Annotated in this window: 20 protein-coding genes and 1 tRNA gene; 7 read left to right on the plus strand and 14 right to left on the minus strand. The window is 69.7% G+C overall.

Going from position 1 to position 26,353, the window contains the following annotated elements:
- The first annotated feature begins 2 nt into the window (after positions 1-2).
- Together PSQ40_RS09695 and PSQ40_RS09700 are read left to right on the plus strand one after the other, a co-directional pair.
- Entirely contained in the window at positions 3-668 is a 666-nt protein-coding gene (locus PSQ40_RS09695) for a response regulator (protein WP_273951184.1), read from the plus strand.
- 51 nt (positions 669-719) lie between these two features.
- Positions 720-795: transfer RNA gene (locus tag PSQ40_RS09700), tRNA-Phe, on the plus strand.
- Between the two features lie 216 nt (positions 796-1,011).
- Here PSQ40_RS09700 and PSQ40_RS09705 read toward each other — a convergent pair.
- On the minus strand, positions 1,012-1,461 hold the full coding sequence (locus PSQ40_RS09705) for a winged helix-turn-helix transcriptional regulator (protein ID WP_273951185.1): 450 nt from the start codon (positions 1,459-1,461) through the stop codon (positions 1,012-1,014).
- 88 nt (positions 1,462-1,549) lie between these two features.
- On the opposite strand from PSQ40_RS09705, the gene PSQ40_RS09710 reads away from it, so the two are divergent.
- Positions 1,550-2,401 carry an SDR family oxidoreductase gene (locus tag PSQ40_RS09710; protein WP_273951186.1) on the plus strand — a complete coding sequence of 284 codons (852 nt, stop codon included), beginning with the start codon at positions 1,550-1,552 and terminating at the stop codon, positions 2,399-2,401.
- Between the two features lie 133 nt (positions 2,402-2,534).
- Here PSQ40_RS09710 and PSQ40_RS09715 read toward each other — a convergent pair whose 3' ends face one another.
- The 4 genes from PSQ40_RS09715 to PSQ40_RS09730 form a co-directional block, all read right to left on the minus strand.
- Positions 2,535-2,933 carry a hypothetical protein gene (locus tag PSQ40_RS09715; protein ID WP_273951187.1) on the minus strand — a complete coding sequence of 133 codons (399 nt, stop codon included), beginning with the start codon at positions 2,931-2,933 and terminating at the stop codon, positions 2,535-2,537.
- A gap of 171 nt (positions 2,934-3,104) precedes the next feature.
- Complete coding sequence (locus PSQ40_RS09720) at positions 3,105-4,364, minus strand: phospholipase A (RefSeq protein WP_273951188.1); 1,260 nt, start codon at positions 4,362-4,364, stop codon at positions 3,105-3,107.
- Complete coding sequence (locus tag PSQ40_RS09725) at positions 4,361-4,876, minus strand: hypothetical protein (RefSeq protein WP_273951189.1); 516 nt, start codon at positions 4,874-4,876, stop codon at positions 4,361-4,363. Before PSQ40_RS09725 ends, PSQ40_RS09720 begins: the two co-directional genes overlap by 4 nt.
- Positions 4,877-5,093: 217 nt before the next feature.
- The gene (locus PSQ40_RS09730; protein ID WP_273951190.1) at positions 5,094-7,157 is read right to left on the minus strand and encodes an ATP-dependent helicase; all 2,064 of its coding nucleotides are present in this window, start codon (positions 7,155-7,157) and stop codon (positions 5,094-5,096) included.
- Positions 7,158-7,343: 186 nt separating this feature from the next.
- On the opposite strand from PSQ40_RS09730, the gene PSQ40_RS09735 reads away from it, so the two are divergent.
- Positions 7,344-8,327, plus strand: coding sequence for an acid phosphatase (locus tag PSQ40_RS09735; protein ID WP_273951191.1), 984 nt, complete (start codon positions 7,344-7,346; stop codon positions 8,325-8,327).
- A 112-nt stretch (positions 8,328-8,439) separates the two neighbouring features.
- Positions 8,440-9,417, plus strand: coding sequence for an AEC family transporter (locus PSQ40_RS09740; protein ID WP_273951192.1), 978 nt, complete (start codon positions 8,440-8,442; stop codon positions 9,415-9,417).
- A gap of 82 nt (positions 9,418-9,499) precedes the next feature.
- Here the strand turns inward: PSQ40_RS09740 and priA are convergent, their stop codons facing one another.
- From priA to PSQ40_RS09770, 6 genes are all read right to left on the minus strand, one after another.
- Complete coding sequence (gene priA, locus PSQ40_RS09745; RefSeq protein WP_273951194.1) at positions 9,500-11,605, minus strand: replication restart helicase PriA; 2,106 nt, start codon at positions 11,603-11,605, stop codon at positions 9,500-9,502.
- 1,131 nt (positions 11,606-12,736) lie between these two features.
- Positions 12,737-13,882 (minus strand): uroporphyrinogen decarboxylase, encoded by a 1,146-nt coding sequence (gene hemE / locus PSQ40_RS09750; protein ID WP_273951195.1) that lies wholly within the window; start codon positions 13,880-13,882, stop codon positions 12,737-12,739.
- A gap of 104 nt (positions 13,883-13,986) precedes the next feature.
- Positions 13,987-14,319 (minus strand): thioredoxin family protein, encoded by a 333-nt coding sequence (locus PSQ40_RS09755; RefSeq protein WP_273951196.1) that lies wholly within the window; start codon positions 14,317-14,319, stop codon positions 13,987-13,989.
- A 23-nt stretch (positions 14,320-14,342) separates the two neighbouring features.
- Positions 14,343-16,658, minus strand: coding sequence for a protein-disulfide reductase DsbD family protein (locus tag PSQ40_RS09760; protein WP_273951198.1), 2,316 nt, complete (start codon positions 16,656-16,658; stop codon positions 14,343-14,345).
- Positions 16,659-16,700: 42 nt separating this feature from the next.
- Complete coding sequence (locus PSQ40_RS09765; RefSeq protein WP_273951199.1) at positions 16,701-17,456, minus strand: alanyl-tRNA editing protein; 756 nt, start codon at positions 17,454-17,456, stop codon at positions 16,701-16,703.
- Positions 17,453-18,409 (minus strand): LysR family transcriptional regulator, encoded by a 957-nt coding sequence (locus PSQ40_RS09770; RefSeq protein WP_273951200.1) that lies wholly within the window; start codon positions 18,407-18,409, stop codon positions 17,453-17,455. Before PSQ40_RS09770 ends, PSQ40_RS09765 begins: the two co-directional genes overlap by 4 nt.
- 119 nt (positions 18,410-18,528) lie before the next feature.
- Here PSQ40_RS09770 and PSQ40_RS09775 point away from each other — a divergent pair, with 119 nt between their 5' ends.
- Complete coding sequence (locus tag PSQ40_RS09775) at positions 18,529-19,569, plus strand: zinc-binding alcohol dehydrogenase family protein (protein ID WP_273951729.1); 1,041 nt, start codon at positions 18,529-18,531, stop codon at positions 19,567-19,569.
- Positions 19,570-19,588: 19 nt separating this feature from the next.
- Here the strand turns inward: PSQ40_RS09775 and PSQ40_RS09780 are convergent, their stop codons facing one another.
- The 3 genes from PSQ40_RS09780 to PSQ40_RS09790 all read right to left on the minus strand — a co-directional run bounded on the left by PSQ40_RS09780 (position 19,589) and on the right by PSQ40_RS09790 (position 23,487).
- A complete protein-coding gene (locus PSQ40_RS09780) occupies positions 19,589-21,910 on the minus strand; it encodes a diguanylate cyclase domain-containing protein (protein WP_273951201.1) in 2,322 nt (773 codons plus the stop codon).
- Complete coding sequence (locus PSQ40_RS09785; protein WP_273951203.1) at positions 21,900-22,859, minus strand: transporter substrate-binding domain-containing protein; 960 nt, start codon at positions 22,857-22,859, stop codon at positions 21,900-21,902. Before PSQ40_RS09785 ends, PSQ40_RS09780 begins: the two co-directional genes overlap by 11 nt.
- 145 nt (positions 22,860-23,004) lie before the next feature.
- The gene (locus PSQ40_RS09790; RefSeq protein WP_273951204.1) at positions 23,005-23,487 is read right to left on the minus strand and encodes an Lrp/AsnC family transcriptional regulator; all 483 of its coding nucleotides are present in this window, start codon (positions 23,485-23,487) and stop codon (positions 23,005-23,007) included.
- A gap of 105 nt (positions 23,488-23,592) precedes the next feature.
- Here PSQ40_RS09790 and mdeB point away from each other — a divergent pair, with 105 nt between their 5' ends.
- The gene (gene mdeB, locus PSQ40_RS09795; RefSeq protein WP_273951205.1) at positions 23,593-26,247 is read left to right on the plus strand and encodes an alpha-ketoglutarate dehydrogenase; all 2,655 of its coding nucleotides are present in this window, start codon (positions 23,593-23,595) and stop codon (positions 26,245-26,247) included.
- Positions 26,248-26,353 lie beyond the last annotated feature (106 nt).

Consider the following 26,353-nt stretch of genomic DNA (forward strand, 5'->3'; position numbering starts at 1 on the left):
TCATGGCAAACATACTGGTGGTCGACGACGAGCTGGGCATTCGTGATCTGCTGTCCGAGATCCTCAACGACGAGGGCCACAACGTTGAATTGGCGGAGAACGCTTCGCAGGCCCGCAACGCCCGCCAGCGTGAAGAATTCGACCTGGTGCTGCTGGACATCTGGATGCCCGACACCGACGGTGTCAGCCTGCTCAAGGAATGGGCCGCGGGCGGCTTGCTGTCCATGCCCGTGATCATGATGAGCGGCCACGCCACCATCGACACCGCGGTCGAAGCCACCCGCATCGGCGCCTTCTCCTTCCTCGAGAAACCCATCACCCTGCAAAAGCTGCTCAAGGCGGTGGAGCAGGGCCTGGCCCGGCACCAGCTGCGCAAGACCGTCCCCGTGGTGCCCAGCGAGCCCGAGCCGCGCATCGAGCCCACCCCCTTGCCCGTGATGCCAAGCAACGAGCAGCTGTCGCAAGCCCAGCAGCTGTTTGACCTGGACAAGCCCTTGCGCGAGGCCCGCGATGGCTTTGAGAAAGCCTACTTCGAGTTCCACCTGGCGCAGGAGAACGGCTCCATGACCCGCGTGGCCGAGAAGACCGGCCTCGAGCGCACCCACCTGTACCGCAAGCTGCGCCAGCTGGGCGTGGACCTCTCGCGCAGCAAAAGAAATGCGATTTAATGCCGTTTCTTGCGCAGACCCCAAAAAACTGGTTATAATTTAAGTCTCGCAGGCCTGGTAGCTCAGTTGGTAGAGCAGCGGATTGAAAATCCGCGTGTCGGTGGTTCGATTCCGCCCCAGGCCACCAAATACAAGCGCCCCAGCACTCGAAAGAGTCTGGGGCGTTTCGCATGGGGCCTTGGCTGAAGTGGGTCAGGGTGACCCTCGGTCGTCGACGGAGCCGCTAGCTGGTGCTGGTGCTGGTGCTGGTGCTCGCCGACGGGCCTCCAGCGGACCCTCCAGGCCCAGACGTCATCGCTGGGTCTGAACCCCTGGCCCCTACCCCCTTTGAAGCCGCAGTCCCTCAGCCCGCCAGCCCTGCGCGCTCGACTTCACCCTCTGCCACACCCGCCCCGCGTGCTTCCATCATCCGTGGCAGGTTGCCCTCGATCCAGTCGGCCAGGTCTTCCACCCGCAAGCCCACCTCCTGGCCCAGCGGGGTCAGCGAGTACTCGACGTGGGGCGGCACCACGGGGTAGGACACCCGCAGCACCAGGCCGTCGCTTTCCAGCCATTGCAGGGTCTGGGCCAGCATCTTTTCGCTCACCCCATTGATCTTGCGGCGCAACTCGCTGAAGCGGTGCGTCTTGCGCAGCAGCGCCACCAGCACCAACACGCCCCAGCGGCTGGTGACGTGGCGCAGCACCTCGCGCGACGGACAGGCCTCCGAGAACAGGTTGCCGCGCTCCAGGCCCTCGGCCAGTGAGCGGGGGCGGATGGGGCCCACGGCCCGGGGTGCGTCTGGTTTTTGCATCGCTTACCTTTTGGTGCGTACTTGTAAAAAGTTAGTGCTTACCAAATGATAGTGCTTGTCTTCAACCAACGCATTGGGAATTCACACCATGATCGTCGTCACCGGCGCCAACGGCCAATTGGGCCAACTCGTCATCCAGGCGCTGCTGCGCCAAGTCCCCGCATCGCAGGTCGTGGCCGCGGTGCGCCAGCCCGCCAAAGCCGCTCAGCTGGCCGCGCTGGGCGTGCAGGTGCGGCAGGCCGACTACAACCAGCCCGCCACCTTGGACGCGGCCTTTCAGGGCGCCCACCGGGTGCTGTTGATCTCGTCCAGCGAAGTGGGGCAACGCGCGCTGCAGCACCAGAACGCCATCGACGCAGCGCAGCGCGCTGGGGTGCAGTTGCTGGCCTACACCAGCCTGCTGCGCGCCGATGCCTCGCCGCTGGGCCTGGCCGCCGAGCACCAAGCCACCGAGGCCTACCTGAAGTCGGTCGGGCTGCCCCATGTGCTGCTGCGCAATGGCTGGTACACCGAGAACTACCTCGCCAGCGTGCCGCCGGCGCTGCAACACGGAGCCTTCATTGGCAGCGCGGGCGAAGGCCGCATCGCGTCGGCCGCCCGGGCCGACTACGCCGAGGCCGCGGCCCGAGTGCTGACCTTGCCGGACCAGGCCGGCCGTGTTTACGAGCTGGCCGGTGACTCGGCCTACACCCTGGCCGAGTTCGCGGCGGAGTTGAGCCGCCAATCGGGCAAGACCATCCCCTATGTGAACCTGCCCGAAGCCGATTACCAGAAGGCATTGGTGGGCGCGGGCCTGCCCGAGGGCCTGGCCCATTTGCTGGCCGATTCGGATGCGGGTGCCGCGCAGGGGGCCTTGTTCGACGAGGGCCGTCAGCTCAGCGCTTTGCTGGGGCGCCCGACCACGGCGCTCGCGCCGCTGATGGCGCAGGCCCTGGCTTGACCGCGGACCCCGCCGTGGACTCGGCGGGTGGTTGGCCGGCGGATGTGCTGGCCTGATGTGCCCGCCAGCAGCCCGTTGACGGTGGCGGGGGCGGGTGGGACCCGGGCTGGTGCGAGGCTCGGGTCAGGCATGCTCAGGCGGCTTGGAACCCCGGCCGGCTCTTGGGCGGGGTGGCTTTGGGGAACTTGCCATGGGGCAGGGCGTGCAGGCGGTGGAACAGGCGCCGGCAGTAGCCCGTGATGCCCAGGCATTTGTTGATTTCTTCGACTGGCAGCGGACCCGACACCACCACGATGTCATTGGCGATGTCCACCGCACCCGCGGCGCGCAGGCGCCGACGCGCGCCGGTGGCCCAGGACTGGATGCGGGTCGGGTTGCCGTGTTGGTGCAATTCGCCGGTGTGGCGGTCAAAGGCGATGGCCACCGTGTCGGTCTTGAGCCGAAAGCGCCGTTCCCCGGTGAAGGGGCTGGGCGCTTCGGTCATGTCGTACAGGTAGTAGCTGCCGGATTTGAGTTGGTATTGCAGGTCCATGGGTGTGTCCTCGTGTCCCGATTGTGGTCGGGCGTCACCGGGGCAAGAGCTGGAAAACGGGCCTAAAACCCCCGGTTATCGGGGGTGTCGAGCGCCGCAGGCGCGCGGCGTTGCGCTAAGCAGGTTGGGTGCCAGGCCCCAGGGCGCAAGGCCCGGCGCATGGCTCGGGCGTCAGAAGTCCACCAGGCTCAGGCCCACGCTGAACACCACGCGGCGGCGGTTGTAGTCGAGCAGGCTGTCGCCATAGCCGCTGAACAACTGGGTGTGCAGGCGCAAGCCGCTCTTGCCACCGCTGTCCGGGCCGTTGCCCAGGGCCTTGAGCCATTCCAGCCGCACCGAGCCACGGGCTTGCGAGCCCAGCGAGTGCCGCACCGTGGCGCCGAGCGTGTTGTCCGGGCTGGGGTGGTAGTAGACCGAGGCCTCGGCCCGACCCACGTAGTTGCTGATGCCCGGGTTGTCGTCACTGCCCGCGCTCTCGTTGATGCGACGCCACAGCCGCCCTTGCACCCGCCAGCGGGTGTCGAGCTCGGCCCCGCTCATGAGGTAGTAGCGGTTCCAGCTGCGCGACAGCGGCAGGCTTTGCCCGTTCGACTGGTGGGCCACCCCAACCCCCGTGAAGCGCCAGCGCCAGCCGCCCGGCAAGGCCGCGTCGGTGGGGTAGACGTAGATCAGCTCGGGCTCGTGGTCGGTGCTGCGGAAGGGGCGCGACAACTGCGGCGTGAACAGCTGCCAGTAGGACTGCTGGGTGTAGCCAAACCACAGCGAGTCTTTCAGCGTCGGGTGGCCTTGGGTCAGCAGGCCCTGGGCGATCTTGGTGCGCACCGACAGCTGCAAGCGCGTTTCGGTGCGCTTGTACTCGACCGGCGTGCTCAGCGTGTGGCCCGGGCTGGGGGAGCTGGGCTGGGTGTTGACGCCGTCCGACAGGATCAGCGACAGGCTGATGGGGCGGTAGCCCCGGATGCCAAAGGTGCCGCAGTCGCTGCCGGCTTCAAGCTCCCAGAAGCGCGAGGTTTCGGTGTACTGGCGGTCCTGGCAGCCTGCTTCGGTGCCCACGCTGATCAAGCGGGTGGCCGGCAAGGTGGTGTCCACCGGGCGGGTGTCGGGGTACTGGCTGGCCAGCGCGCCGGGCGACACCGTGACCTCCCGCGGGGCCGATGCGGCGGCCCCCGTGGCCGGGGCCGCGGGGGACAGTGGCGGCGGCGCGGCGGTGCTCAGGGCGCCGGGGGCGCCGACGGGCAGGCGCGCGGCCTGGGCCCAGGCGTCAAAGCAGGCCAGGCGGGCGCTGGGGTCGTTGACCAGGGTCTGGCAGTGCGTCCAGTCCGCCACGGGCGGCTGCAGCGGCGCGGTGGCGGTGGCCAGCGCGGGCGCGCACGGCAGGCCACTCAGCAGGCCCAGTGCGAGGGCGGCGGTCCAGCGACGAACTCGGTTCATTCGGCCAGCTTGCGCAGCACGAACTGACGGGTTTGGGGCGGTTTTTCTGAAGTCCATGTGCCTTTGATCTCGCGGCCGCAGCGCTGGTCTGTCACCTCGCCCAGCCAGGTGGCTGAGATGTTGCGGCCGTTGTCTGATTCTTCCAAGGTGAAGTCGCCATTGTCCACATCACCGCTCAACCACACCCGTTGACCGTCTCTCTGCAGCACGCCACGCACGCTGTCGGGCAGTTCCGGGTGACGCTCCAGCAGCAGGGTGATGGGCTGGGCCGGGCCCGGGCTGAACTCGGCGCGCCACAGGCCGTACAGGTCACTGGCTTGCAGTTCGCTGGCCTCGGGACAGCGGCTTGGGGCGCTGGGCGCCGCCGGGGGGGGCGGCGCATCGGCCTGCACGGGCAGGCTGCCCCCCAGGGCCAGCACGCCAGCCAGGCTGAGTTTCAGCAGCCCAGCCCCCCACGCGCCCGCGGTGGGCAGGGGCCGGGGGGGGGGCAGGATGGTGTGGAGGGCGGTCATCGGGGTTCGCATTCAGGGGCTGATCGGGTCGGACAAAAGCAGCAACAGGGGCGTGAAACTCGGGCGGTGTGGCCGGGGCCTGGGCTGGCTCGGCGGGCCACGGGGGCCGACCCCGACAGGTCCGCCGGGTCAGACCCGCTGCTCCGCTGACAGTTCCGCCCGGCAAGGTGTGGCGCACGTGCCAGTGGGCCTGTGGGCCAGCGGGGCGTGCGCCGCATCAGCCGCCGGGCGACTGGGCGGCACTGGCCGCGCGCTTGGCGAACTCGGCCCGCAGGGCCTTGAGCTTCTCGCGCGGGTCTTCCTTGACGGTATTTTGGTCCAGCGCCATTTCGGCAATGAAGCGGCTGGGCAGGGCGGCCACCATTTCGCGGCCTTTCTTGCGTCGGCGGGTCCAGCTCACCGCCAGGGTGCGCTGGGCGCGCGTGATGCCCACGTACATCAGGCGGCGTTCTTCCTGCAGGCGCAGGGCCAGGCTTTCGCCACTGACTTCGCTGCCCGGTTCCTGCTCCATCTTGAAGGGCAGGATGTTCTCGTTCACCCCGACCAGCATCACATGCGGCCATTCCAGGCCCTTGGAGGCGTGCAGGGTGGACAGGGTGACCACGTCCTGCTCCTGCTCGCGCTCGCTGATGGTGGACAGCAGGGCGATGGTCTGGGCCACCTCGAGCAGGTTCTTCACCTCGCGGGTGGTGCTGACCCCGGCCGCATCGTCGATCTGGCCGCCGCAGCGACCCGACATCCAGTCGCAGAACTCGAGCACATTGGTCCAGCGGGTGGCCGCGGCTTTTTCGCTGTCTTCGTTGTCGTACAGGTGCTGCTCGTAGCCAATCTCTTTGAGGAAGTCGAGCAAGAAAGTGCGCGCGTCTTCCGCGCCCAGGGTCTGCCGGGCACGGTATTCGAGGTCGTTCACATAGCGGCCAAACTCCTGCAGGCTGCCGCTGGCGCGGGCCGGCAGCACGTTCTGCAGCGAGGCACTGAACAGCGACTCGAACAGGCTCAGCTTGTACTGGCTCGCGTACACCCCCAACTGGCCCAGCGTGGTGTGACCGATGCCGCGCTTGGGGGTGGTGATGGCGCGCAGGAACGCGGGGTCGTCGTCGTTGTTGATCCACAGCCGGAACCAGGCACACAGGTCCTTGATTTCGGCACGGTCAAAAAAGCTCTGCCCACCCGACACCTTGTACGGGATCTGTGCGCGGCGCAGCGCCTGCTCGAACATGCGCGCCTGGTGGTTGGCGCGGTAGAGGATGGCGAAGTCCTTCAGGTCTTTCCATTTCGAGGTGGCGCGCAGGCTCTGGATGCGGGCCACGGCGCGCTCGGCCTCGTGTTCTTCGTTGTCGGCGTCGACCACGCGCACCGGTTCGCCTTCGCCGAGTTCCGAGAACAGGGTCTTGGGAAACAGCTTCGGGTTCGGCTGGATCACGTTGTTGGCCGCGCGCAGGATGGCCGAGGTGGAGCGGTAGTTCTGCTCCAGCTTGATCACCTTCAGGTTCGGGAAGTCCACCGGCAGTTTGCGCAGGTTGTCCAGCGTGGCGCCGCGCCAGCCGTAAATGGACTGGTCATCGTCGCCCACGGCGGTGAAGCGCCCGCGCTGGCCGACCAGGGCCTTGAGCACCTCGTACTGGGTGGCGTTGGTGTCCTGGTACTCGTCGACCAGCACATGGCCCAGCAGGTTCTGCCACTTTTCGCGCACTTCGGCGTGGTCGCGCAGCAGCTTCAGCGGCATGCCGATCAGGTCGTCAAAGTCCACGCTTTGGTAGGCCGTCAGGCGTTCTTCGTAGCGCGCCATGATCTCGGCGATCACGCGCTCGTGGTCGTTCTCGGCCTGGGCCATGGCCTGGGATGCGTTCAGGCCCTGGTTCTTCCAGGCGCTGATGGTCCATTGCCACTGGCGTGCCGTGGCCATGTCGGGGCTGCCGCCGCAGTCCTTGAGGATGCCGGTCACGTCGTCGGCGTCCAGGATGCTGAACTGGGGCTTGAGGCCCAGCACCGCGCCGTCTTCGCGCATCAGCCGCACCCCCAGGGCGTGGAAGGTGCAGATCACGATGTCCTTGGCCTTGCGCCCGATCAGGCCCTTGGCGCGCTCGCGCATTTCGGCCGCCGCTTTGTTGGTGAAGGTGATGGCCGCGATGCGCTTGGGGTCCAGCCCCGACTCGATCAGGTGCGCGATCTTCATGGTGATCACGCGCGTCTTGCCCGAGCCCGCGCCAGCCAGCACCAGGCAGGGACCCTGCACGTAGTTGACAGCTTCAAGTTGGGCGATGTTCAGACCGGCAGACATGGGATCAGGGGGTGAGCGGGATGAGCGGCTCCAGTGAAAGGGCCGATGGGGAAAGCGGAGGCAGCGAGGCCCGCAATGATAGCGGCAGCCGCCCGCCAAGCGCCGGCCCAGCCTGGCCGGAGGTCGGATCAGGGGGCCGGGGCTCGGCGGGTGTCCTTTGATGCCTGCCCTGATTGGACCTCTGCCATGCTGCCTGCCATCCCTTCCCTTCGCTCTGGCGCCTGCCGCGCCGGCTTTGCCCTGGGGACCTTGTCCCTGCTGATGGGCTTGAGTGCCTGCAACAGTTCGGGGGCCTCGTCGGTGGACCCCGCCACGGCCCCGCCCACCACCCTGGCCCAGGTCGGGGAGTACCCGCCCGGTTCCGGGGTCTGGAAGGGCTACCTCGCCAGCACCGCCTGGCCCGACAGCCTGGCCCTCTTGCCCGCGCCGCCCACCAAGGGCCTGCCGCCCTACGAGGCGGACGAATACGCGTTCCTGAGCACCCGCACGCTGGCGCAGGGCCCGCGGGGCCAGGTGGCCAAGGCCGACGCGGACCTGCACTTTCCCCATGCCCCCAACCAAATGGCCTGTGCGCTGGGCCTGGACATCGACGCCGATCGCTCGCCCAACCTCAACGCCTTGATGGCGCGCTCCTTTGCCGATGCCGGCCTGTCCACCTACAAGGCGAAGAACTACTACAAGCGCGTGCGCCCGTTCGTGGTCAACCAAACCAGCACCTGCTTGCCCGCCGACGATGCCTTGCTGGCCAAGGACGGCTCCTACCCTTCGGGGCACACGGCCATCGGCTGGACCTGGGCCCTGCTGTTGTCCGAGGTGTCGCCCGAGCGCACCAACGCGCTGTTGCAGCGGGGCCTGGCCTTTGGCCAGAGCCGCGTGATCTGCGGTGCGCACTGGCAAAGCGACGTGGACAACGCGCGCCTGGTGGCCGCGGGCGTGGTGGCCCGCCTGCACAGTGAGCCGGTGTTCCTGACCCAGCTGGCGCTGGCCAAGCAGGAGGTCGCCACCCTGCGCCAGACCATCAAGAGCAGCACCCGCGACTGCGCGGCCGAAGCCGCCGCCCTGCAGCTGGGGGACACCGCGCCCCCGGCCTCGGTCTCGGGCGCGGCCAGCGGCACCGCCGCTGGGCTGCCAGCCAGCCTCAGCGAGCCCAGCCCCGCGGCCAAGCCCTGACGCCCGGCGAGCCGGGGGGGGCGTCAGCAGGTCTGGCGCGCAGGCGGCAGAATAAGGGCCCTGTCTGCCCTGTTCACCCCGGCGCCGGGTTACCGGCTGAAAGCGTTAGCGCGTGCTGTCCATTCTGCTGGTCACCTTCCCCTTCTTTGCCCTGGTTTTGTGTGGTTACCTGGCGGCGCGGCGCCGGATGTTGCCCCTGGAGGCGATCCCCGGCCTCAACACCTTTGTGCTGTTCTTTGCGCTGCCGTGCATGCTGTACCGCTTCGGCGCCAGCACCCCGCTGACGCAGCTGCTCGACGCCAGCCTGTTCCTGGTCTACCTGCTGTGCGCTTTGCTGATGGTGGCCTGGACGGTGCTGAGCACACGCAACCGCCAGCGCGGTGGCCCGGTGGGCTGGAACGACGCGGCCTTTGGCGCGCTGGTGGCCGCGTTTCCCAACACCGGCTTCATGGGCGTGCCGCTCCTGGTGGCCCTGCTCGGCACCGCCGCCGCCGGCCCGGCCATCGTGTCGATCATTGCCGACCTGGTGATCACGTCGTCGCTGTGCATCGCCTTGTCGCGCCTCGACGGGGCCGACAAGCATGGCGCCGGCCAGGCGCTGCGCAACGCCTTCAAGGGCATGGTGACCAACCCCATGCCGTGGTCCATCTTGCTCGGTGGGGCCGCGTCGGCGGCCAGTTTCAGCCTGCCCGCGCCGGTGCAGAAAACCGTCTCGCTGCTGGCCGATGCCGCGTCTCCGGTGGCGCTGTTCACGATTGGCGCGGTGCTGGCGCGCTCGCAGATGCTGCCTTCGCGCCATGCGCTGCCCGTGCGCGGCCTGGGCGACGTGCCCCGCATTGCCTTGTACAAATTGCTGCTGCACCCCGTCCTGGTCTGGTGCGCTGGCCAGCTGGCCCTCCTCGCGGGCTGGCCCCTGGACCCCTTCGCGCTGACCGTGGTGGTGCTGGTGGCGGCGCTGCCCAGTGCCAGCAATGTGTCCATGCTGGCCGAGCGCTTTGATGCCGACACCGGGCGGGTCGCGCGCATCATCCTGATCTCCACCGCGGCGGCCTTCCTGACCTTCTCGGCTGCGGTCGCGCTGCTGACCTGACGCGCCGCCCGGGGCGCTTGGCCGCCAGGCCCCGCGCCCAGCCCAGGGCCCGCAAGCCCAAGCCCCGTGCTGTGCGGCGGGCTCAGATGGCGAGCGGGTCCACGTCCACGGCCCAGCGGATCAGGCCCTTGTGCTCGGGGGCGGCGCGGGTTGCGTGCAGCACCGCCTGCCACTGCGCCAGAAAGCGCTGCAGCGCCGCCCGCGAGGGGGACTCGATCAGCATCTGCGCCCGTTCGATGTTGGCCACGCGCTGGATGGTCATCGGCACCGCCGAGAAGCGGAACACCTGGTCCGCCCCGTCCAGCGTGGCGCCGGCCGCGCTGGCGCTGTTCAGAAAGCCCTGCGCCACCGCCTGGCTGCGGGCCTCGGCGCGCACCAGGGCCTGGAAGGAAAACGGCGGCATGCCGGCCTGCTCGCGTTCGCTGAGCTGGGCCTGCGCAAACGCCGGGTAGTCGTGGGTTTTGAGGGCCTCGAACAGCGGGTGCGTGGGGTAGAAGGTCTGCACCCACATTTCGCCCTCGCTCTTCTGCGCGCTCACGAAGGCGGCGTCCCGACCCGCGCGCCCGGCCGCCTGCATGAGCAGCGCGAACAAGCGTTCCGGGGCCCGGAAGTCGCTGGAGAACAAGGCCCCATCGGGGTTGATGGCCGCCACCAGCGTGACGCGGCGGAAATCATGTCCCTTGGCAATCATCTGGGTGCCCACCAGCACATCGACCTCGCCGTCGTGCACCTGGGCCAGCTGGCTTTCCAGGGCGCCCTTGGCCTTGGTGCTGTCGGCGTCAATGCGCGCGATGCGGGCGGGCTGGCCATCGGGGCGCAGGGTCTCGCTCATCAGCTCGGCCAGCTGCTCTTCCAGTTGTTCGGTGCCGCGGCCGAGCGGCGCGATGTCCAGGTTGCCGCAGTCGGGGCAGGCGCGCGGCACCGCCTGGGTGAAGCCGCAGTGGTGGCAGCGCAGGGTGCGGTCGGTCTTGTGGAACACCCGGTAGGCGCTGCAGTGCGGGCACTCGCTCTTCCAGCCGCAGTCGTTGCAGTGCAGCACGGGCGCATAGCCGCGCCGGTTCAGGAACACCATCACCTGCTCGCCGCGGGCCACCCGTTCGCGCATGGCGGCCACCAGTGGGGGCGAGAACACGGTGCCCTTGCCCTGCCGGTTCATGTCCACCCGCCGCACGCGGGGCAGACCGGCGTCGGCGGCCGCCCCGACGCGGGTGGGCATCAGCAGCCGCTGGTAGCGCCCGCCATCGGCCGCGGGGCGGCTGTGGTGCCAGCTCTCCAGCGACGGCGTGGCCGAGCCCAGCACCACCTTGGCCCCCTCTTGCTGGGCGCGGTAGACCGCCAGGTCGCGCGCCGAGTAGCGTGCGCCTTCCTGTTGCTTGTAGCTGGGGTCGTGTTCTTCGTCCACGATGATCAGCCGCAGCCCGGGCATCGAGGCGAACACCGCCATCCGCGTGCCCAGCACCATGCGGGCCTGACCGCTGTGGGCCGCCAGCCAGCTTTTCAAGCGCTGGGCCGGCGTCATGCCGCTGTGCATCGAGACCACCGCCTGGGCGCCCCAGCGCGGCGCAAAGCGGGCCTGGAAGCGCTGCTCCAGCTGCGGCGTGAGGTTGATCTCGGGCACCATGATCAGCACCTGGGCGCTGGGGTCGCGCGTCAGCAGCGCCTGCACGGTGTGCAGGTAGACCTCGGTCTTGCCGCTGCCCGTGGCGCCAAACAGCAAAAAGGGGCCGCTGTGCTGTTCGATCTGCGCGCACACCTCGGCCTGCTCGGGGGTCAGGGCCAAGCCCACCGGCGACTCGCCGGGGGCGTCGGGTGCCTGCGCAATGGGGCGCTTGAGCCGGCGCGCCAGTTGCTCGGGGCCCAGTTCGCGCAGCTGGGGGGGCAGGGCGGCCAGCGCCACCTCGCCCAGCGAGCGTTGGTAGTAACGCGCCGCAAAGCTGACCAGCCGCATCCACGCCGGCCCCAGCGGGGCGAGGCCGGTCAGCACGCCGCCGACCGGGCGTTCGGTCACGCCCCCGGCGTCCAGCGCCGATTCGTCCACCGGCCAGACCACGCCCAGGGTTTCGCGCTTGCCCAGCGGCACGCGCACCAAGGTGCCGGGCGGCAAGGCCTCGGGGCTTTGGTAGGTCAGCGGCCCCGACAGGCCGCTGTGCGCGGGCGTCTGGACCACCACAGCGAGCCGGTGGTGCATGGGCAGGGATTGTGCGTCAGCCCAGCCGGGCCCGGGCGCTCGGACGGGCGCTCGCGTGGCGCTTGGGCCGCTGAGGGCTTGATGGGCCAAGGCTTTGGGGTGATTCAGGTTTTCTGTGGATAACTTTGTTGATAGCGCGTAGGCAGATCGCAAAAATCCTTGTCTGACAAGGGCTTGGCGCACTTGCTTAAAAAACAGGCTTGAACATGAAATCTATATAAATCAATGACTTAGCGTTGATTGATGAGAGGCGCCACGCGGCTGGCCGGTCGCCGCAAGGGCCCAAAGGCACGCCCAACTTTTGTGCATAAGTGCTGCAGCGCCGCATCCGATCAGGCCGTGGCCGCCGCCTCGGGCTTGTCCCGGACACTGCACATGCTGTCCACAGACTTATGCGCTTCAGGTGCTGGGGTGGCTGGATTCGCCAAGTGCTTGATTTCACAGGGAAATTCACACCATCCCGCGTTTCTGTGGATAACTTTGGGGATAGGCCACCTGCTTGCAGGCCAAATCCTTGTCTCCCTTGGCCTCTGACAGATTGCCTCTTTATTGAGCAAACTTGAAATTCCATATAAATCAATCACTTAGCGGTTCTTCAAAAACCCCGGTGTGAGAAATCCATCGGAAATGGCTGTCAAAGCTAGGACGACCAGTCTGTGCATAAGTGAGCGCTCGTCTGCGCGGTCCGGGGGCGCGGGGCCTCGGTGCGGCCGATGGGGGCGGTCGGCGCGCGTTCAAACCGGCTTTCAGACCGTTCAAATCGGGCTAAGTCCTTGATTCTGGTGCGGTTTTTCAAAAATTCACAGAAGCTGTGGATAACTTTGTTGACAACGGCCCCTCAAGCCCGCGAAAGCCTTGTCCCACAAGGCTTTTCTTAGATTGCCCGCAAAATTGGCAAAAGAAAAAATCCATATGAATCAATGACTTATGAATCTGATAAGGCTGCGAAAGCCCGCGATCGCCGCCGCCGAGCGGGCTTGCATTTTTGTGCACAAGTCTCTTGACGTGGCGCCGGTTTTGGGCTTTGGCGCGGTGTTTTGAGGCGGGCAGACGTCAAAAAGCCGCTCCAGCTCGAGGGCGGAAGCGGCTGTGGGGGCGGCCGGGCGTGCGGCGCCCCGGGGCGCCCCGGGCTCAGCGCCCGCGCAAGCGGCGCGAGTGGGTGTGCACGGCTTCCACGAGGGCGGCCACGTGCTCGGGCGGCGTGTACTGGCTGATGCCGTGGCCCAGGTTGAAGATGTGGGTCGGGCCGCTGGTGTTCGGGTCCAGGTGCGGGGTCCCGAAGCTGTCCAGCACGCGCGCCACCTCGGTGGCGATCTGGGCCGGCGGGGCAAACAGCACGTTGGGGTCGATGTTGCCCTGCAAGGCCTTGCCCGGGCCGCCCACGGCGCCGCCCACGCGGGCCCGGGCCTGGCCCAGGTTCACGGTCCAGTCGAGGCCCAGCACCTCGCAGTCCAGGGCCGCCATGTTGTCCAGCCACAGGCCGCCGCCCTTGGTGAAGACGATGCGCGGGATGGCCACGCCGTCGTGCTCGCGCTTGAGTTGCTTGAGCACGCGGTCGGTGTAGGCCAGGCTGAACTGCTGGAAGGCGCCGTCGGCCAGCACGCCGCCCCAGCTGTCGAAAATCATCACGGCCTGGGCGCCGGCTTCGATCTGGGCGTTCAGGTAGGCCGCCACCGAGTCGGCGTTCACCTCGAGCATGCGGTGCATCAGGTCGGGGCGGCTGTACAGCATGGACTTGACCAGGCGGTAGTCGTCGCTGCCCTTGCCTTCGACCATGTAGCAGGCCAGCGTCCAGGGGCTGCCCGAGAAGCCGATCAGCGGCACGCGGCCGTTCAGCGCGCGGCGGATGCTGGTGACCGCGTCGAACACATAGCGCAGGCGGTCCATGTCGGGCACTTCGAGCGCCGCCACGGCGGCTTCGTCCCGCACCGGGGTGGCGAAGCGCGGGCCTTCACCCTGGGCAAACGACAGGCCCAGGCCCATCGCGTCGGGCACGGTCAGGATGTCGGAGAACAGGATGGCGGCGTCCAGCGCATAGCGCTCCAGCGGCTGCAGCGTGACTTCGGTGGCGTAGTCGGTGTTGGTGGCCAGGCCCATGAAGCTGCCCGCCTTGGCCCGCGTGGCCACGTACTCGGGCAGGTAGCGGCCGGCTTGGCGCATCAGCCACAGCGGCGTGTGGTCGGTGGCCTGACGCCAGCAGGCGCGCAGGAAGGTGTCGTTTTGCAGCGGCGCAAAGCGGCTGCTGGGGGCGGTGGTGGGGGCGGCAGAAGGGCTCATCCTGCCATTGTCGCAGCAGTGCCCACGGGCGCGAGGCACCGCTTTCTTGAACCAAGTCAAGGGCGCTGCAATGACCGGCCTGCACCGGCCCTCGGGGCGGCGTTTCAGGCCGGCGGCAGCGCCTGGGCCAGCCACTGCGACACCGTCTCGGTGTCGGTCGGTCGCACCAGGCGACCGGTTTCCTGGCCATTCACCAGCGCGATCAGTGTGGGCCAGAGCTTGACCCCAAACGAGCGGCCCAGCGGGCGCCCTGCGCCGTCCTCGATCAGGCAGTGGCGCACGCCTGGGTGGCGCGCCAGGGCCTCGGTCACAGGCGTCTGCGCCGCCCGGCAGTGGCCGCACCAGTCGGTGCCGAACTGCAGCACGGTGACCCCGGACCAGGTGTCGACGTCCGCGCGGCTGGGGGCTTCGGGGGAATAACTCAGTTCAGAGGCCATGGCAGTGCAGGAGGAGGAAAGTGTCAAGTGGGGGGCAGGGCCAGGGCTTGGCGCACCTCGGCCACGCTCAGCAGTTCGGACAGCACCACGGGCGCCTGGCCCGGGCGCAGCACCACGTACACCGGCACCCCGCTGCGGCCCAGCGCCTTCAGGGCCTGGGTGATCGCGGGGTCCTGCCGGGTCCAGTCGGCGCGCAGCAGGGCCACGCGCTGGTCGGCCATGTCCTTGAGCAGTGCCGCGTTCGCCAGGGTGCCGCGCTTGTTGACTTGGCAGGTCACGCACCAGGCGGCGGTGAAGTCGATGAACACCGGGCGTCCCTCGGCCACCAGGGCCTGGGCCCGGGCTTCGGACCAGGGGGCCCAGCCCGACGCCGCCGGGGCGTCTGCGTTGCGGGCGGCGCTGGGGGCCGCCTCCGGCGGCGGGTTCAGGTTGGGGCCCAGGGCCCAGCCCAGCCACAGCAACAAGGCCGCGCTGACCGCGCTCAGCCCGAGGCGGCCCGCACCGGGGCGGCTCAGGGCCCAGGCCAGCGCGCTCAGGGCCACCAGCAGGGCCAGCAGCGAGCCGGCCCCGTCGATGCCGCTTTGCTGGCCCAGCACCCAGACCAGCCAGGCCACGGTGCCAAACATCGGGAAGGCCATCAGCTGGCGGAAGGTCTGCATCCAGGCGCCGGGCTTGGGCAGGCGCCGCGCCAGGCCATCGCTCAGGCCCGGCAGCAGCGCCACCGCCAGGTAAGGCAGGGCCATGCCCAGCCCCAGGGCGACAAAAATGGCCAGCGCTTGCAGCGCCGGCAAGGCCACGGCAAAGCCCAGCGAGGCGCCCATGAACGGGGCCGTGCAGGGCGAGGCAATGGCCACTGCCAGCACGCCCGACCAGGCCGCATCGGCCACCGGGTGGCGCGCCTGCGCGCTGGCCACGCGGCTGGGCAGCCAGTGGCCGAACTCAAACACGCCGGCCAGGTTCAGCCCGATCACCGTGAACAACGCGGCCAGCCCGGCCACCACCCACGGCGACTGCAGCTGAAAGCCCCAGCCCAGCTGCGCCCCGCCCGCGCGCAGCGCCAGCATCAGCCCGCCGAGCGCGGCAAACGACAGCACCACGCCCGTGGTGTAGGCCAGGCCTTGCAGGCGCAGGGCCCGCGCGCCGTCGGCACCGCTGTGGCGCGAAAAGCCCAGCAACTTGATCGCCAGCACCGGGAACACGCAGGGCATGAGGTTCAACACCAGGCCCCCGACCAGGGCCCCGAGCAAGGCCAGGGCCCAGGCCAGCGGCCCGACCGGGGTGCTGGCGGGCAGCGGTTCGGGGCGGGCGGCGGTGGCCTGGTTGGCGGCCAGGGCGGCACTCAGCGCGGGCGACACCGCGCTGGGCGCGGCCACGGGCGGCCACTCGCCCTGCACGCTCAGCTGGGCCCGGTAGGCTGGGCTGCCGGCTTGCGGGCTGGGCAGCACCACGGTCAGTTGGCCGGGGCTGCTGCTGCGCTGGGCCGACAGCGGCACCTCGGTGGTCCACACGGCGCCGTCCCAGCGCGCGGGGCTGGGAGCCGCGATGTCGAGCACCTCGGCGTCTTCGGGGAACAGTTCCAGCGCCTGCCCGCGCCAGGCGGCGGGCAGACCGGCGATGCGCAGGCTCAGGGTCTGGCCCGCCACACGTGCGCTGTGCTCGCCTTTCAGGGCCTGGGGCTGCGCCGCCCGGGCGGCGGCAAACGCGGGCGCCTGGGCCGCGGTGGAGCCCGCCACCGGCACGTCCAGGGCCAGGTCGGCTTGCTCGGGGATGCACTCCTCGCGGCACACCAGCCACTGCGCATGCAGGCGGACCGGCAAGGTGTCGCCCGTGGCCCGCCAGTCGCGGCTGACCTGCACCGGCACCGGCAGCAACACCGTGTTCTCGTAGCCCAGGTTGGCCAGTTGGCCGATGCGGATCTTGTGCGGCACCGGCCAGTCGATCTCGCCCGCGCTCAGGCCCGCCGGCAGTTGCCAGCTCAGCTGGGTGGGCAGGCCGGAATCCCCGGGGTTCTTCCAGTAGGTGTGCCAGCCCGGCTGGTGGCGCAGGCTCAGGCCCAGCCACAGCGGCTGGCCGGGGCCCACGCCCTGGGGGGCCAGGGCCACCAGTTCGGCGGTGACCCGTGGGGTGGTGACGCTGGCGCTGGCGGCGCCGCTGAGGGCCCGGCTGCTGCTGTGGGGGCCCGGGCGCAGCTCCAGCTGGGCCGAGGCGGGGGCGGCGAACAGGCCGCTCAGCGCCACCAGAGCGCACAGGCTGGCGCTCAGGTGGGGGCCCAGGCCCGTGCCCAGGCGGAGGGCCTGGCGTTCGGGGCGGCGCCGGTCAAACAAAGTGGTGTGCAACATGGACTGGGTGGGAGCGTGGCGGGGGCGGTAAGTTCCGGCGGCTCAGGCCGCAAACCCCAGCACCACGCGGCGCGATTGGGCGCTTTTCTTCTCGATCTTGGTGACCACCACGGTGCCGATCTCGGCGGTGTTGCTCACATGGGTGCCGCCGCAGGGCTGCAGGTCGACCGCCTGGTCGCTGCCGGGCAGGGCGGCGATGTGGATGGTGCGCACCTGGCCGCTGCCGCGCGGCGGCTGCACCGACATGCTTTTGACCAGCGCCGGGTTGGCGTCGAGTTCGGCGTCGCTGACCGCGCCCACCGTCACGGGCAAAGCGGCCGCCACCAGGCGGGCCAGGCCCGCGTTGAGCACGTCTTTGTCCAGCGGCTCGGTCATGTGGAAGTCCAGGCGCGCCGCATCGGCCGTGATGGAACAGCCATTGACCGGCTGCGCCACCAGGTGGCACAGCAGGTGGGTGCTGGTGTGAAAGCGCATCGGCCGGTGGCGGCGTGCCCAGTCGATGCGCGCGGTCAGGGCTTGGCCGACCTGCAGCTCGGCCAGCAGGGTCTCCTGGCCCGGCGCCGGCAGGTGCGCGATGTCGGCCGTGGCCTGGCCCTGTTCGTCTTTGACCTTGCGGGTGTCGGCAATCGCCAGCGTGCGGCCGTCGGCCAGCACCAGCCAGCCACTGTCGCCGGCCTGGCCGCCGCCCAGCGGGTAGAACACCGTGCGGTCCAGCACCACGCCGGCCTCGCTGAGGGCGGTCACGGTGGCGCTGCATTCGCGCAGCTGGGCATCTTGGCGGAACAGGTCTTGGGTCATGGCGTCGATGGTAGCGAAGCTGGCGCGGGTCTGCGCTCGTCCAGGCCCATGCCCGACTGCTGGCAGCGCTGGGCCAGGGCGTCGATCAGGGCCCGCACCCGCGCCGGCACAAAGCGGTTGCTGGGCAGCACCGCGTGCAGCGGCATGGTGATGCCCTGCCAGTCGGGCAACACGCGCACCAGGGCGCCACTGGCCAGGTCGGCGTGCAGGTCGACCTCGCTTTTGCAAATCAGGCCGTGGCCCGCCAAGGCCCAGCGGTGGGCGATCTCGGCGTCGTCCACGCTGCGCCGGCCGTGCACGCGCACGGTCAGCTGCTCGCGCCCGTCGCTGCGGGTGAACGGCCATTGCAGCAGGCGCCGCCCGCGCACCATGAAGCTCAGGCATTCGTGCTGGCTCAGTTCGCTGGGGTGTTGCGGGGCGCCGTGGCGTGCCAGGTAGGCGGGGGCCGCGCACAGCACGCGGCGCGTGGTCAGCAGGCGCCTGGCCACCAGGCGCGAGTCGTCCAGCTCGCCGTAGCGCAGCGCCACGTCCACCTGGTCGCGCACCACATCGGCCAGGCTGTCACTGACCGCCAGCTGCAGTTCAACGCCGGGGTGGGCGTGCAGGAAGTCGTCCAGCCAGTCCAGCAGCACGCGCCGGGTGAGGTCGCTGGGGGCGGCCAGGCGCACCGTGCCCAGCAGCTGGGCGCCGCCCTCGCTGAGCTGGGCCTGGCCCTCGCTGAGCAGGTCCAGCGCCCGGCGCGCATAGCCGGTGAACAGCTCGCCCTCGGCGGTGATGCGCATGCTGCGGGTGCTGCGCTCGAACAGGCGCGCCCCCAGCCGGGCCTCCAGCTTCTTCAGCGCGGCACTGGCCGCCGCCGGGCTGATGTGCAAACGGGCCGCGCTGGCCGTCAGGCTGCCGGTGTCGGCGCAGGCCAGGGCCACACGCAGCTCGTCTAGATTTTCAATTTTCATTTGAAACTGATGCCTTTTTGGACGGGTTTATCTGCTGGCAGCGCGGGATTAGATTCTCCCCCATCCCTTGATTTTTCATTTGGAAGCACGCCATGACCTCTGCCATCAACCCCGCCACCATGCAAGCCGTGGGCTACCACCAGCCCCTGCCCATCGACCACCCCGAATCCCTGCAGGACCTGCGCCTGCCCGCCCCGCAGGCCAGCGAGCTGGACCCGCACGACCTGCTGGTGGCGGTGTCGGCGGTGTCGGTCAACCCGGTCGACACCAAGGTGCGCCGCAGCCGTGCGCCCGCGCCGGGCCAGGCCGAGGTGCTGGGCTGGGACGCGGTGGGCACGGTGCAGGCCGTGGGCTCGGCGGTCAGCCTGTTTCAGCCCGGCGACCGCGTCTGGTACGCGGGCAGCATCGTGCGCCCGGGCAGCAATGCCCAGCTGCAGCGCGTGGACGAGCGCATCGTGGGGCGCGCCCCGCGCACCCTGAGCGACGCGCAGGCGGCAGCGCTGCCGTTGACCGCCATCACCGCCTGGGAGCTGCTGTTTGACCGCTTTGGCGTGCCGCTGCAGGCCGACGCGGCCGGTGGCGCGGGCCAGACGCTGCTGATCGTGGGCGCCGCCGGGGGCGTGGGCTCGATCCTGATCCAGCTGGCGCGCCAACTGACCGGCCTGACCGTGGTGGCCACCGCGTCGCGCCCCGAAACCCGCCAGTGGTGCCTGGACCTGGGCGCCCACCAGGTGATTGACCACCACCAGCCCTGGGCCCCGCAGCTGCAGGCGGCAGGCGTGGGCCCGGTGCACCGGGTGGCGTCGCTGACCCACACCGGCCAGCATGTGGCGCAGATCATCGACGCCTTGGCCCCCCAGGGGCAACTGGGCCTGATCGACGACTTCGAGCCCGGCGCGGTCGACCTGATGGCCTTCAAGGCCAAGTGCCTGAGCCTGCACTGGGAGCTGATGTTCACGCGCAGTCGCTTCGGCACCCCCGACATGGTCCAGCAGCACCAGTTGCTGCAACGGGTCAGCGAGCTGGTTGACGCCGGCCGCCTGCGCAGCACCGAGGGCGAGCACATGGGCGCCATCAACGCGGCCAACCTGCGCCGGGCCCACGCCTGGATCGAGTCGGGCCGCGCGCGCGGCAAGGTGGTCCTGCAGGGCTGGGCCTGACCGGGCGCCCGCGGCGCGCTCAGCCCCCCGAGACCGGTGCGGGCGGCGGTAGCGGCGGCGGGAGCGGCGCGTGGGCCGTGTCGGCCGCCGTCGGCTCGGCGCGCCGGTCCGGGCCCGGGCCGAGCCCGCCTGCGGGCAGCGCGGCAAAGAATTCATAGCGGTTGCGGCCGCCTCGCTTGGCCTGGTACATCGCTGTGTCGGCGTGTTTGATCAGCCGGTCGGCGGTGTCCCCGTCGCTCGGGTACAGCGCCAGGCCCAGGCTGATCGAGACGCTGACCTCCTGACCCGCCACCCGGCAGGGCTGGGCCACGCGGGCCAGCACCTTGTCCGCCACCGCGGCCAGGTCGCTGGGGGCGTCGAGCTGGCCGATCAGCATCACGAACTCGTCGCCCCCGAGGCGGCAAATGGTGTCGCACTGGCGCAGCGTGGCTTGCAGGCGGCGTGCCACCTCGCGCAGCAAGTCGTCGCCCGCCGCGTGACCCAGGGTGTCGTTGATCTCCTTGAAGTGGTCGAGGTCCAGGAACATCACCCCAAACTGCCGCCCCTCGCGCTGGCCCAACTCGCAGGCCTGGGTGATGCGGTCTTGCAGCAGCACCCGGTTGGGCAGGTCGGTCAGCGCGTCGTGGTGGGCCAGGTGGGCCATGCGCTGGGCCATGGCGCGGGCCTCGCGCACGTCCTGGAACACCATCACCGCGCCCATCAGGCGGCCGTCGCGGCCAAAGATCGGGGCGACCGAGTCCTGGATCGGGTAGAGCGCCCCGTCGGCGCCCCGCAGCAGCGCCATGCTGGGCAGGCCCGACACCCGTTGCTCGCGCAGGCAGCGCTGCACCGGGCTGTCCAGGCGCTGCTGGGTTTCCTGGTCGAACAGCACGATCACCTCGTCAAAATCGCGCCCGCGCCAGCTCTCGACCGGGGCCCCCAGCAGACTGGCGGCCACCGGGTTGAGGTACTGCACGCGGCCGTCGGCATCGCAGGCCACCACGCCGTCGCCGATCGAGTGCAGCGTCACTTCGGTGAACTCGCGTTCGGCCGCGAACAGGGCCAGGCGCTGCTGCTCGGTCACGTCCTCGATCACCGCCAGCGCGCGGCTGGGTTGGCCGTGTTCATCGCGCTCCCACACCGCCGACAGGCGCGCCTCGATGGTCTCGCCGCGGGCGGTCAGCCATTGGCAGGCTTCGTCCTGGCAATGGCCGTGGCGGCGCAAGGCGGGCAGCACCTGTTCATTCAGGCGGCGTGCCGATTCGGGGGGCATGAAGGCCGTGAAGGGCTGCTGCAGCACCTCCTCGGGGCGGCGCCCGAGCTTCTCCAGCCACCAGTCGCTGGCGCTGACCAGGCGCCCATCGGGCAGGAAAGACATCAGCAGGGCCGGGGTGCGCGCGTACAGGGTGCGAAAACGCTGCTCGCTGGCGCGCAGCTCGCGCAGGCTCTGGCGGTAGCCTTCCATCGCGGTGGCCAGCAGGATCGGTGGCACGATGACCGCCAGGATCGGCAGGTAAAACAGCACGTGCTGCCAGTGCAGGGTGGTGGCGGGGGGCACCAGCAAGCCCAGCCCGATCTGAGTGCCGGTCAGCACCGAGGTCATGAGGTTGGCCACGGCGGTCAGCGCAAAGCCCTGGCGCAGCGCCATCAGCACCAGGGGCAGCGCGATGTACACAAAGGGGTAGGGCACGGCCAGCGGCACCACCAGTGACACGCCGGCGCTGAGCAGCAGCAAGGAGACCGCCTCCAGCGTGGCCAGCTGGCGCCACACGGCGCGCCGGCCCTGGCGCAGCAGCACCAGCACCAGGGGCAGCATGGAGATGCTGCCAATCAGCCCCCCTTCCAGCCAGCGCGGCCACAGGTAGGCAAAGGTCGGTTCGCTGCAGCTGGCCAGCAGCGCCGCCCCCAGCACCGACCCCACCAGTGCCGGCAGCACCCCGGCCAGCAACAGGCCCTTGGCCAGCAGCGCGGGGCTGTGCAGCAGATCGGGGCCCCGCATCAGTGAGCGCAGCGCCCAGGCCGCCAGCGCGGTTTCGGTCAGGTTGGCGGGCACGAAGGTCAGCGCGATCAGCCAGTCGTCCCCCAGCGCCAGGTTGACGCCCAGGTTAGCGGCCATCATCAGCGGCAGCATCAGCCAGGCGTCGCGCGGGGGGCGCCGGGCCAGCGCCCAGGCGCCGGCCAGGTTGGCGTACCAGAGCGTGGCCACGCTGCCGGGCAGGCGCGACACCTCGATGCCCAGCCAGGCCAGCGCCGCGTACACCAGGGCCGCCCCACCGGCGGCCAGCCACAGCGGCGGCTGCGGGCGGCGGTGCGGGGGCACCGGGGGCGGGCCGGTGTCCTGGGGGCGGGGTTCAGCCCGCATCATGGACCGATTCCCGCTGGCGCCACCAGGCCACCGCCAAGCCCAGCACGGCCAGCGCGGCCAGGGCCGTGCCCAGCCGGATCAGCCAGCGCGCCCGGGGGTCCTCGCCGCGTTGCTGACGGCCCTCCAGCCATTGCCGGCGCAGGGTCTGGCGTTGTGCCTCGGGCAGCAGGCGCAGCCCCTCTTCGAGCCGCTCGCCGATGTCCGGCCGCGACTTCAGAAAAGCAAAGCTCAGCGGGTACTCGAACCCGATGCCGGCGTGCACCTTGAAGGCGTCCAGGCCCAGCCGGTCGGCGACAAAGTGCACGCTGGCGACGTCGGCCACCACCGCGCTGACCTGGCCGAGGCGCAGTTTCTGCAGGCCTTCAGCGTCGTCGTTCACCGACACCCATTGCACGGCGGGGTATTTCTCGCGGGCGAAGGCCTCGACCGCGTAGCCGCGCCCCACGGCCACCGGGCGGCCCTGGAAGTCCAGCAGGGTGGGCTGCTGGCCCGTGGGCAGGGTCACCAGCACCGCGGGCACCGTGGCGTAGGCACGCGTGAAACCGAGCACCTTGGCGCGCTCGGGCGTCGGGCGCAGGGAGGAGATCAGGTCCACCTCGCCGCGCTGGGCCGCCGCCAGGATCTCATTGAGCGGGCGCGGGGGAAGCATCTCAAGCTGCAGGTTGGCGTGTTCGGCCAGCGCCGCCAGCATGTCCATCGACAGGCCGCGCACCACGCCGTCGCTGTCTTCGTAGATGAAGGGGCCGTAGTCTTTTTCAGGTGCGAAACGCACCTTCAGCGGGGGCCCCTGGGGGCCATGGTCGGCGGCTGCGGGCGTTGGGGCCAGCGGCGCCAGGGTCAGCACCGCGGCGGCCAGCAGGGCCGGCCCGGCGCGGGCAAAGCGCGGCCTGACACCCCGCAAGGGGGCTTTGGAAACGAGCGGTGCTTGTTCTCCCTTGCCCTGCATGGTTGACGACTTTCCTTGTTCGGACGCGACTGACCGGGGACCACACACCCCATTCTGGAGGAATCATCCGCGCGTTACAAGTTGTTGCGCCCGCAGCGTTTCGGGTCGCCATGGCGCGGGCCCGGGCCCCGGGCGCGGTGCGTCGTCAGCGCGGGCCCGCCTGGGGCGTGGGCAGGGGCAGGGCGGTCTTGTAGCGCACCTGCTTGAGGGCAAAACTGGAGCGGATTTTCTCGATCCCCGGGATCGGCGTGAGCCGCTCCAGGATGAAGCGCTCCAGCGCCGCCATGTCGGCCACCGCGATGCGGATCAGGTAGTCGCTGTCGCCGGTCATGAGGTAGCACTCCATGACCTCGTCGTGCTCGCAGATGCGCTGCTCGAAGTCGGCCAGCGCGGCCTTGCTCTGGGTGGTCAGGCTGATCGAGATGAACACATTGAGCCCCAGCCCCAAGGCGGCCGCGTTGGCCAGTGCCACGTAGCGGGCAATCACGCCCGCCTGCTCGAGCGCCTTGACGCGGGCCAGGCAGGGCGAGGGCGACAGGTGCACCCGGCGCGCCAGCTCGACGTTGGACAGCGAGCCGTCCTGCTGCAACTCGGCCAGGATGCGCAAATCGAGGGTGTCCAGTTTCATCTGCTTCCAATGGGGTTAGGTGTGGCATTTTATGCCTCTGTCAGTCATTTTCGTGGCTTGAATGAGTCGCTCATTCGGCGTTGACCTGCCTACAGTGTTTGTTCTATGAACGCCCCCATCCCCCCGCAGCATCTGCTTCAACCCCTGTCCCAGGAGGCCGCCTTGTCAGTCGATCTGGACCCCACCGAAACCGCTGAATGGCGCGAAGCCTTTGAGTCCCTGGTGCAGAGCCAGGGGCCGGAGCGCGCGCGCTTTGTGCTCGACGAGCTGGTGCGCCTGGCGCGTCAGCACGCCACGGGCTGGCAACCCGACCTCAACACGGCCTACGTCAACACCGTGTCGCTGGCGCAGCAGCCGGTGTTCCCGGGCGATCTGGCGATCGAGGAGCGACTGGCTTCGCTGATGCGCTGGAACGCGCTGGCGATGGTGGTGCGGGCCAACCAGGCCTATGGCGAACTGGGCGGCCACATCGCCAGCTACGCCAGCGCGGCCGACCTGTTCGAGGTCGGCTTCAACCATTTCTTCCGCGCCCGTGAAGGCGTGGGCCCGCAGCAGCACCGCGGGGACCTGGTGTTCTTCCAGCCGCACAGCGCGCCTGGCGTGTACGCGCGGGCTTACCTGGAAGGCCGCCTCGATGAGGCCGACCTGCGGCATTACCGGCAAGAGATCGTGGCCCCCGGCGCAGGCGCGCGCGGCCTGTCGAGCTACCCGCACCCCTGGCTGATGCCGGACTTCTGGCAGTTCCCCACCGGCTCAATGGGCTTGGGGCCGATCAGCTCGATCTACCACGCGCGTTTCATGCGCTACCTGAGCCACCGCCAGCTGCTCGATTGCAGCGGCCGCAAGGTCTGGGGCGTGTTCGGCGACGGCGAGATGGACGAACCCGAAAGCATGAGTGCGCTGACCCTGGCCGCGCGCGAAGGGCTGGACAACCTGGTCTGGGTGGTCAATTGCAACTTGCAGCGCCTGGACGGCCCGGTGCGCGGCAATGGTCGCATCATCGACGAGCTGGAGCGCCTGTTTGCCGGCGCCGGCTGGAACGTCATCAAGCTGGTCTGGGGCAGCGACTGGGACGGCCTGCTGGCGCGTGACGTCACTGGCGCGCTGGTGCGCGCCCTGTCGGGCACGGTCGACGGCCAGATGCAGACCTTCGCGGCCAAGGACGGCCGCTTCAACCGCGACAACTTCTTCGGTCAGAACGAGGACCTGACCCGCCTCGCCATGGGCCTGACCGACGAGCAGATCGACCGCCTGAAGCGCGGCGGCCACGACCTGGTGAAGATCCACGCCGCCTACGCCGCGGCCGCGGCCCACCGGGGCCAGCCCACCGTGATCCTGGCCCACACCAAAAAGGGCTATGGCATGGGCTCGGCGGGCCAGGGCAAGATGACCACGCACAGCCAGAAGAAGCTCGACGAGACCGATCTGATCGAGTTCCGCAACCGCTTCAACCTGCCGCTGAGCGACGAGCAAGCCACCTCGCTGAGCTTCTACAAGCCGGCCCCCGACAGCCCCGAAATGCAGTACCTGCAGCAGCGCCGCCAGCAGCTTGGCGGCTACCTGCCGCAGCGCGACACCCGCTGCGACCCGGTGGCGGTGCCCGCGTTGGCGCAATACGGCCAGTTCGCGCTGACCCCGGCGGGCAAGGAAATGAGCACCACCATGGCCTTTGTGCGCATGTTGGGCAGCCTGCTCAAGGACGCGCAACTGGGCCCGCGCATCGTGCCCATCGTGGCCGACGAGGCGCGCACCTTCGGCATGGCCAACCTGTTCAAGCAGGTCGGCATCTACAGCAGCGTGGGCCAGCGTTACGCGCCCGAGGACATTGGCTCGGTGCTCAGCTACCGCGAGGCGCTGGACGGCCAGATCCTCGAAGAAGGCATCAGCGAGGCCGGTGCCATCGCCAGCTGGACCGCCGCCGCCACCAGCTACAGCGTGCACGGCCTGGCCATGCTGCCGTTCTACATCTACTACTCGATGTTCGGCTTTCAGCGCGTGGGCGACGCCATCTGGGCGGCCGCCGACCAGCGTGCGCGGGGCTTCCTGCTGGGCGCGACCTCGGGCCGGACCACCCTGGGCGGCGAAGGCCTGCAGCACCAGGACGGCAGCAGCCACCTGGTGGCTGCGACCATCCCCAACTGCAAGGCCTACGACCCGGCCTTTGCAGGCGAACTGGCGGTGATCGTCGACCAGGGCATGCGCGAGATGATGGTCGAGCAGCAGGACACCTTCTACTACCTCACGCTGATGAACGAGAACTACGCCCAGCCCGACCTGCCCGAGGGCGCGGCCGAAGGCGTGTTGCGCGGCGCCTATGTGTTCCAGCCCGGCGCCGCGGTGGCCGGAGGTGCTGCCCCCCAGGTCACCTTGCTGGGCTCGGGCGCCATCCTCACCGAGGTGGTGAAGGCGGCCGACCAGCTGCGCGCCGAGGGCGTGTCGGTGGAGGTGATCAGCGTCACCAGCTGGAGCGAGCTGGCGCGCGACGGCCAGGCCTGCGAGGCGCGCGCCCTGGCGGGCGAGGCCGAGCCCGGCCAGGCCTGGCTCAGCACCCTGTTGGCCGGCCGCCCTGGGCCGGTGATCGCCGCCAGCGACTATGTGCGCGCGGTGCCCGAGAGCGTGCGTGCGCTGGTGCCGGCGGGCCGCCGTTACCTGACCCTGGGCACCGACGGCTTTGGCCGCAGCGACACCCGTGCCGCGTTGCGCGCCTTCTTTGGGGTCGACGCTGCCCACGTGGTGCGCGCCGTGCGCCACTGCCTGTGAGCCCACGGCCCCCCTGAGCCCCCGATCCCGCCCGGCTCCGGTGCCTGGGCGGGCTTCATTGGCCCCACCCTCATGCGGTGAAGGCCACGCCCCAAGTGGGGCGCTG

This window comes from Curvibacter cyanobacteriorum, assembly GCF_028649475.1.
In the GTDB taxonomy this organism is placed as follows: Bacteria; Pseudomonadota; Gammaproteobacteria; order Burkholderiales; family Burkholderiaceae_C; genus Curvibacter; species Curvibacter cyanobacteriorum.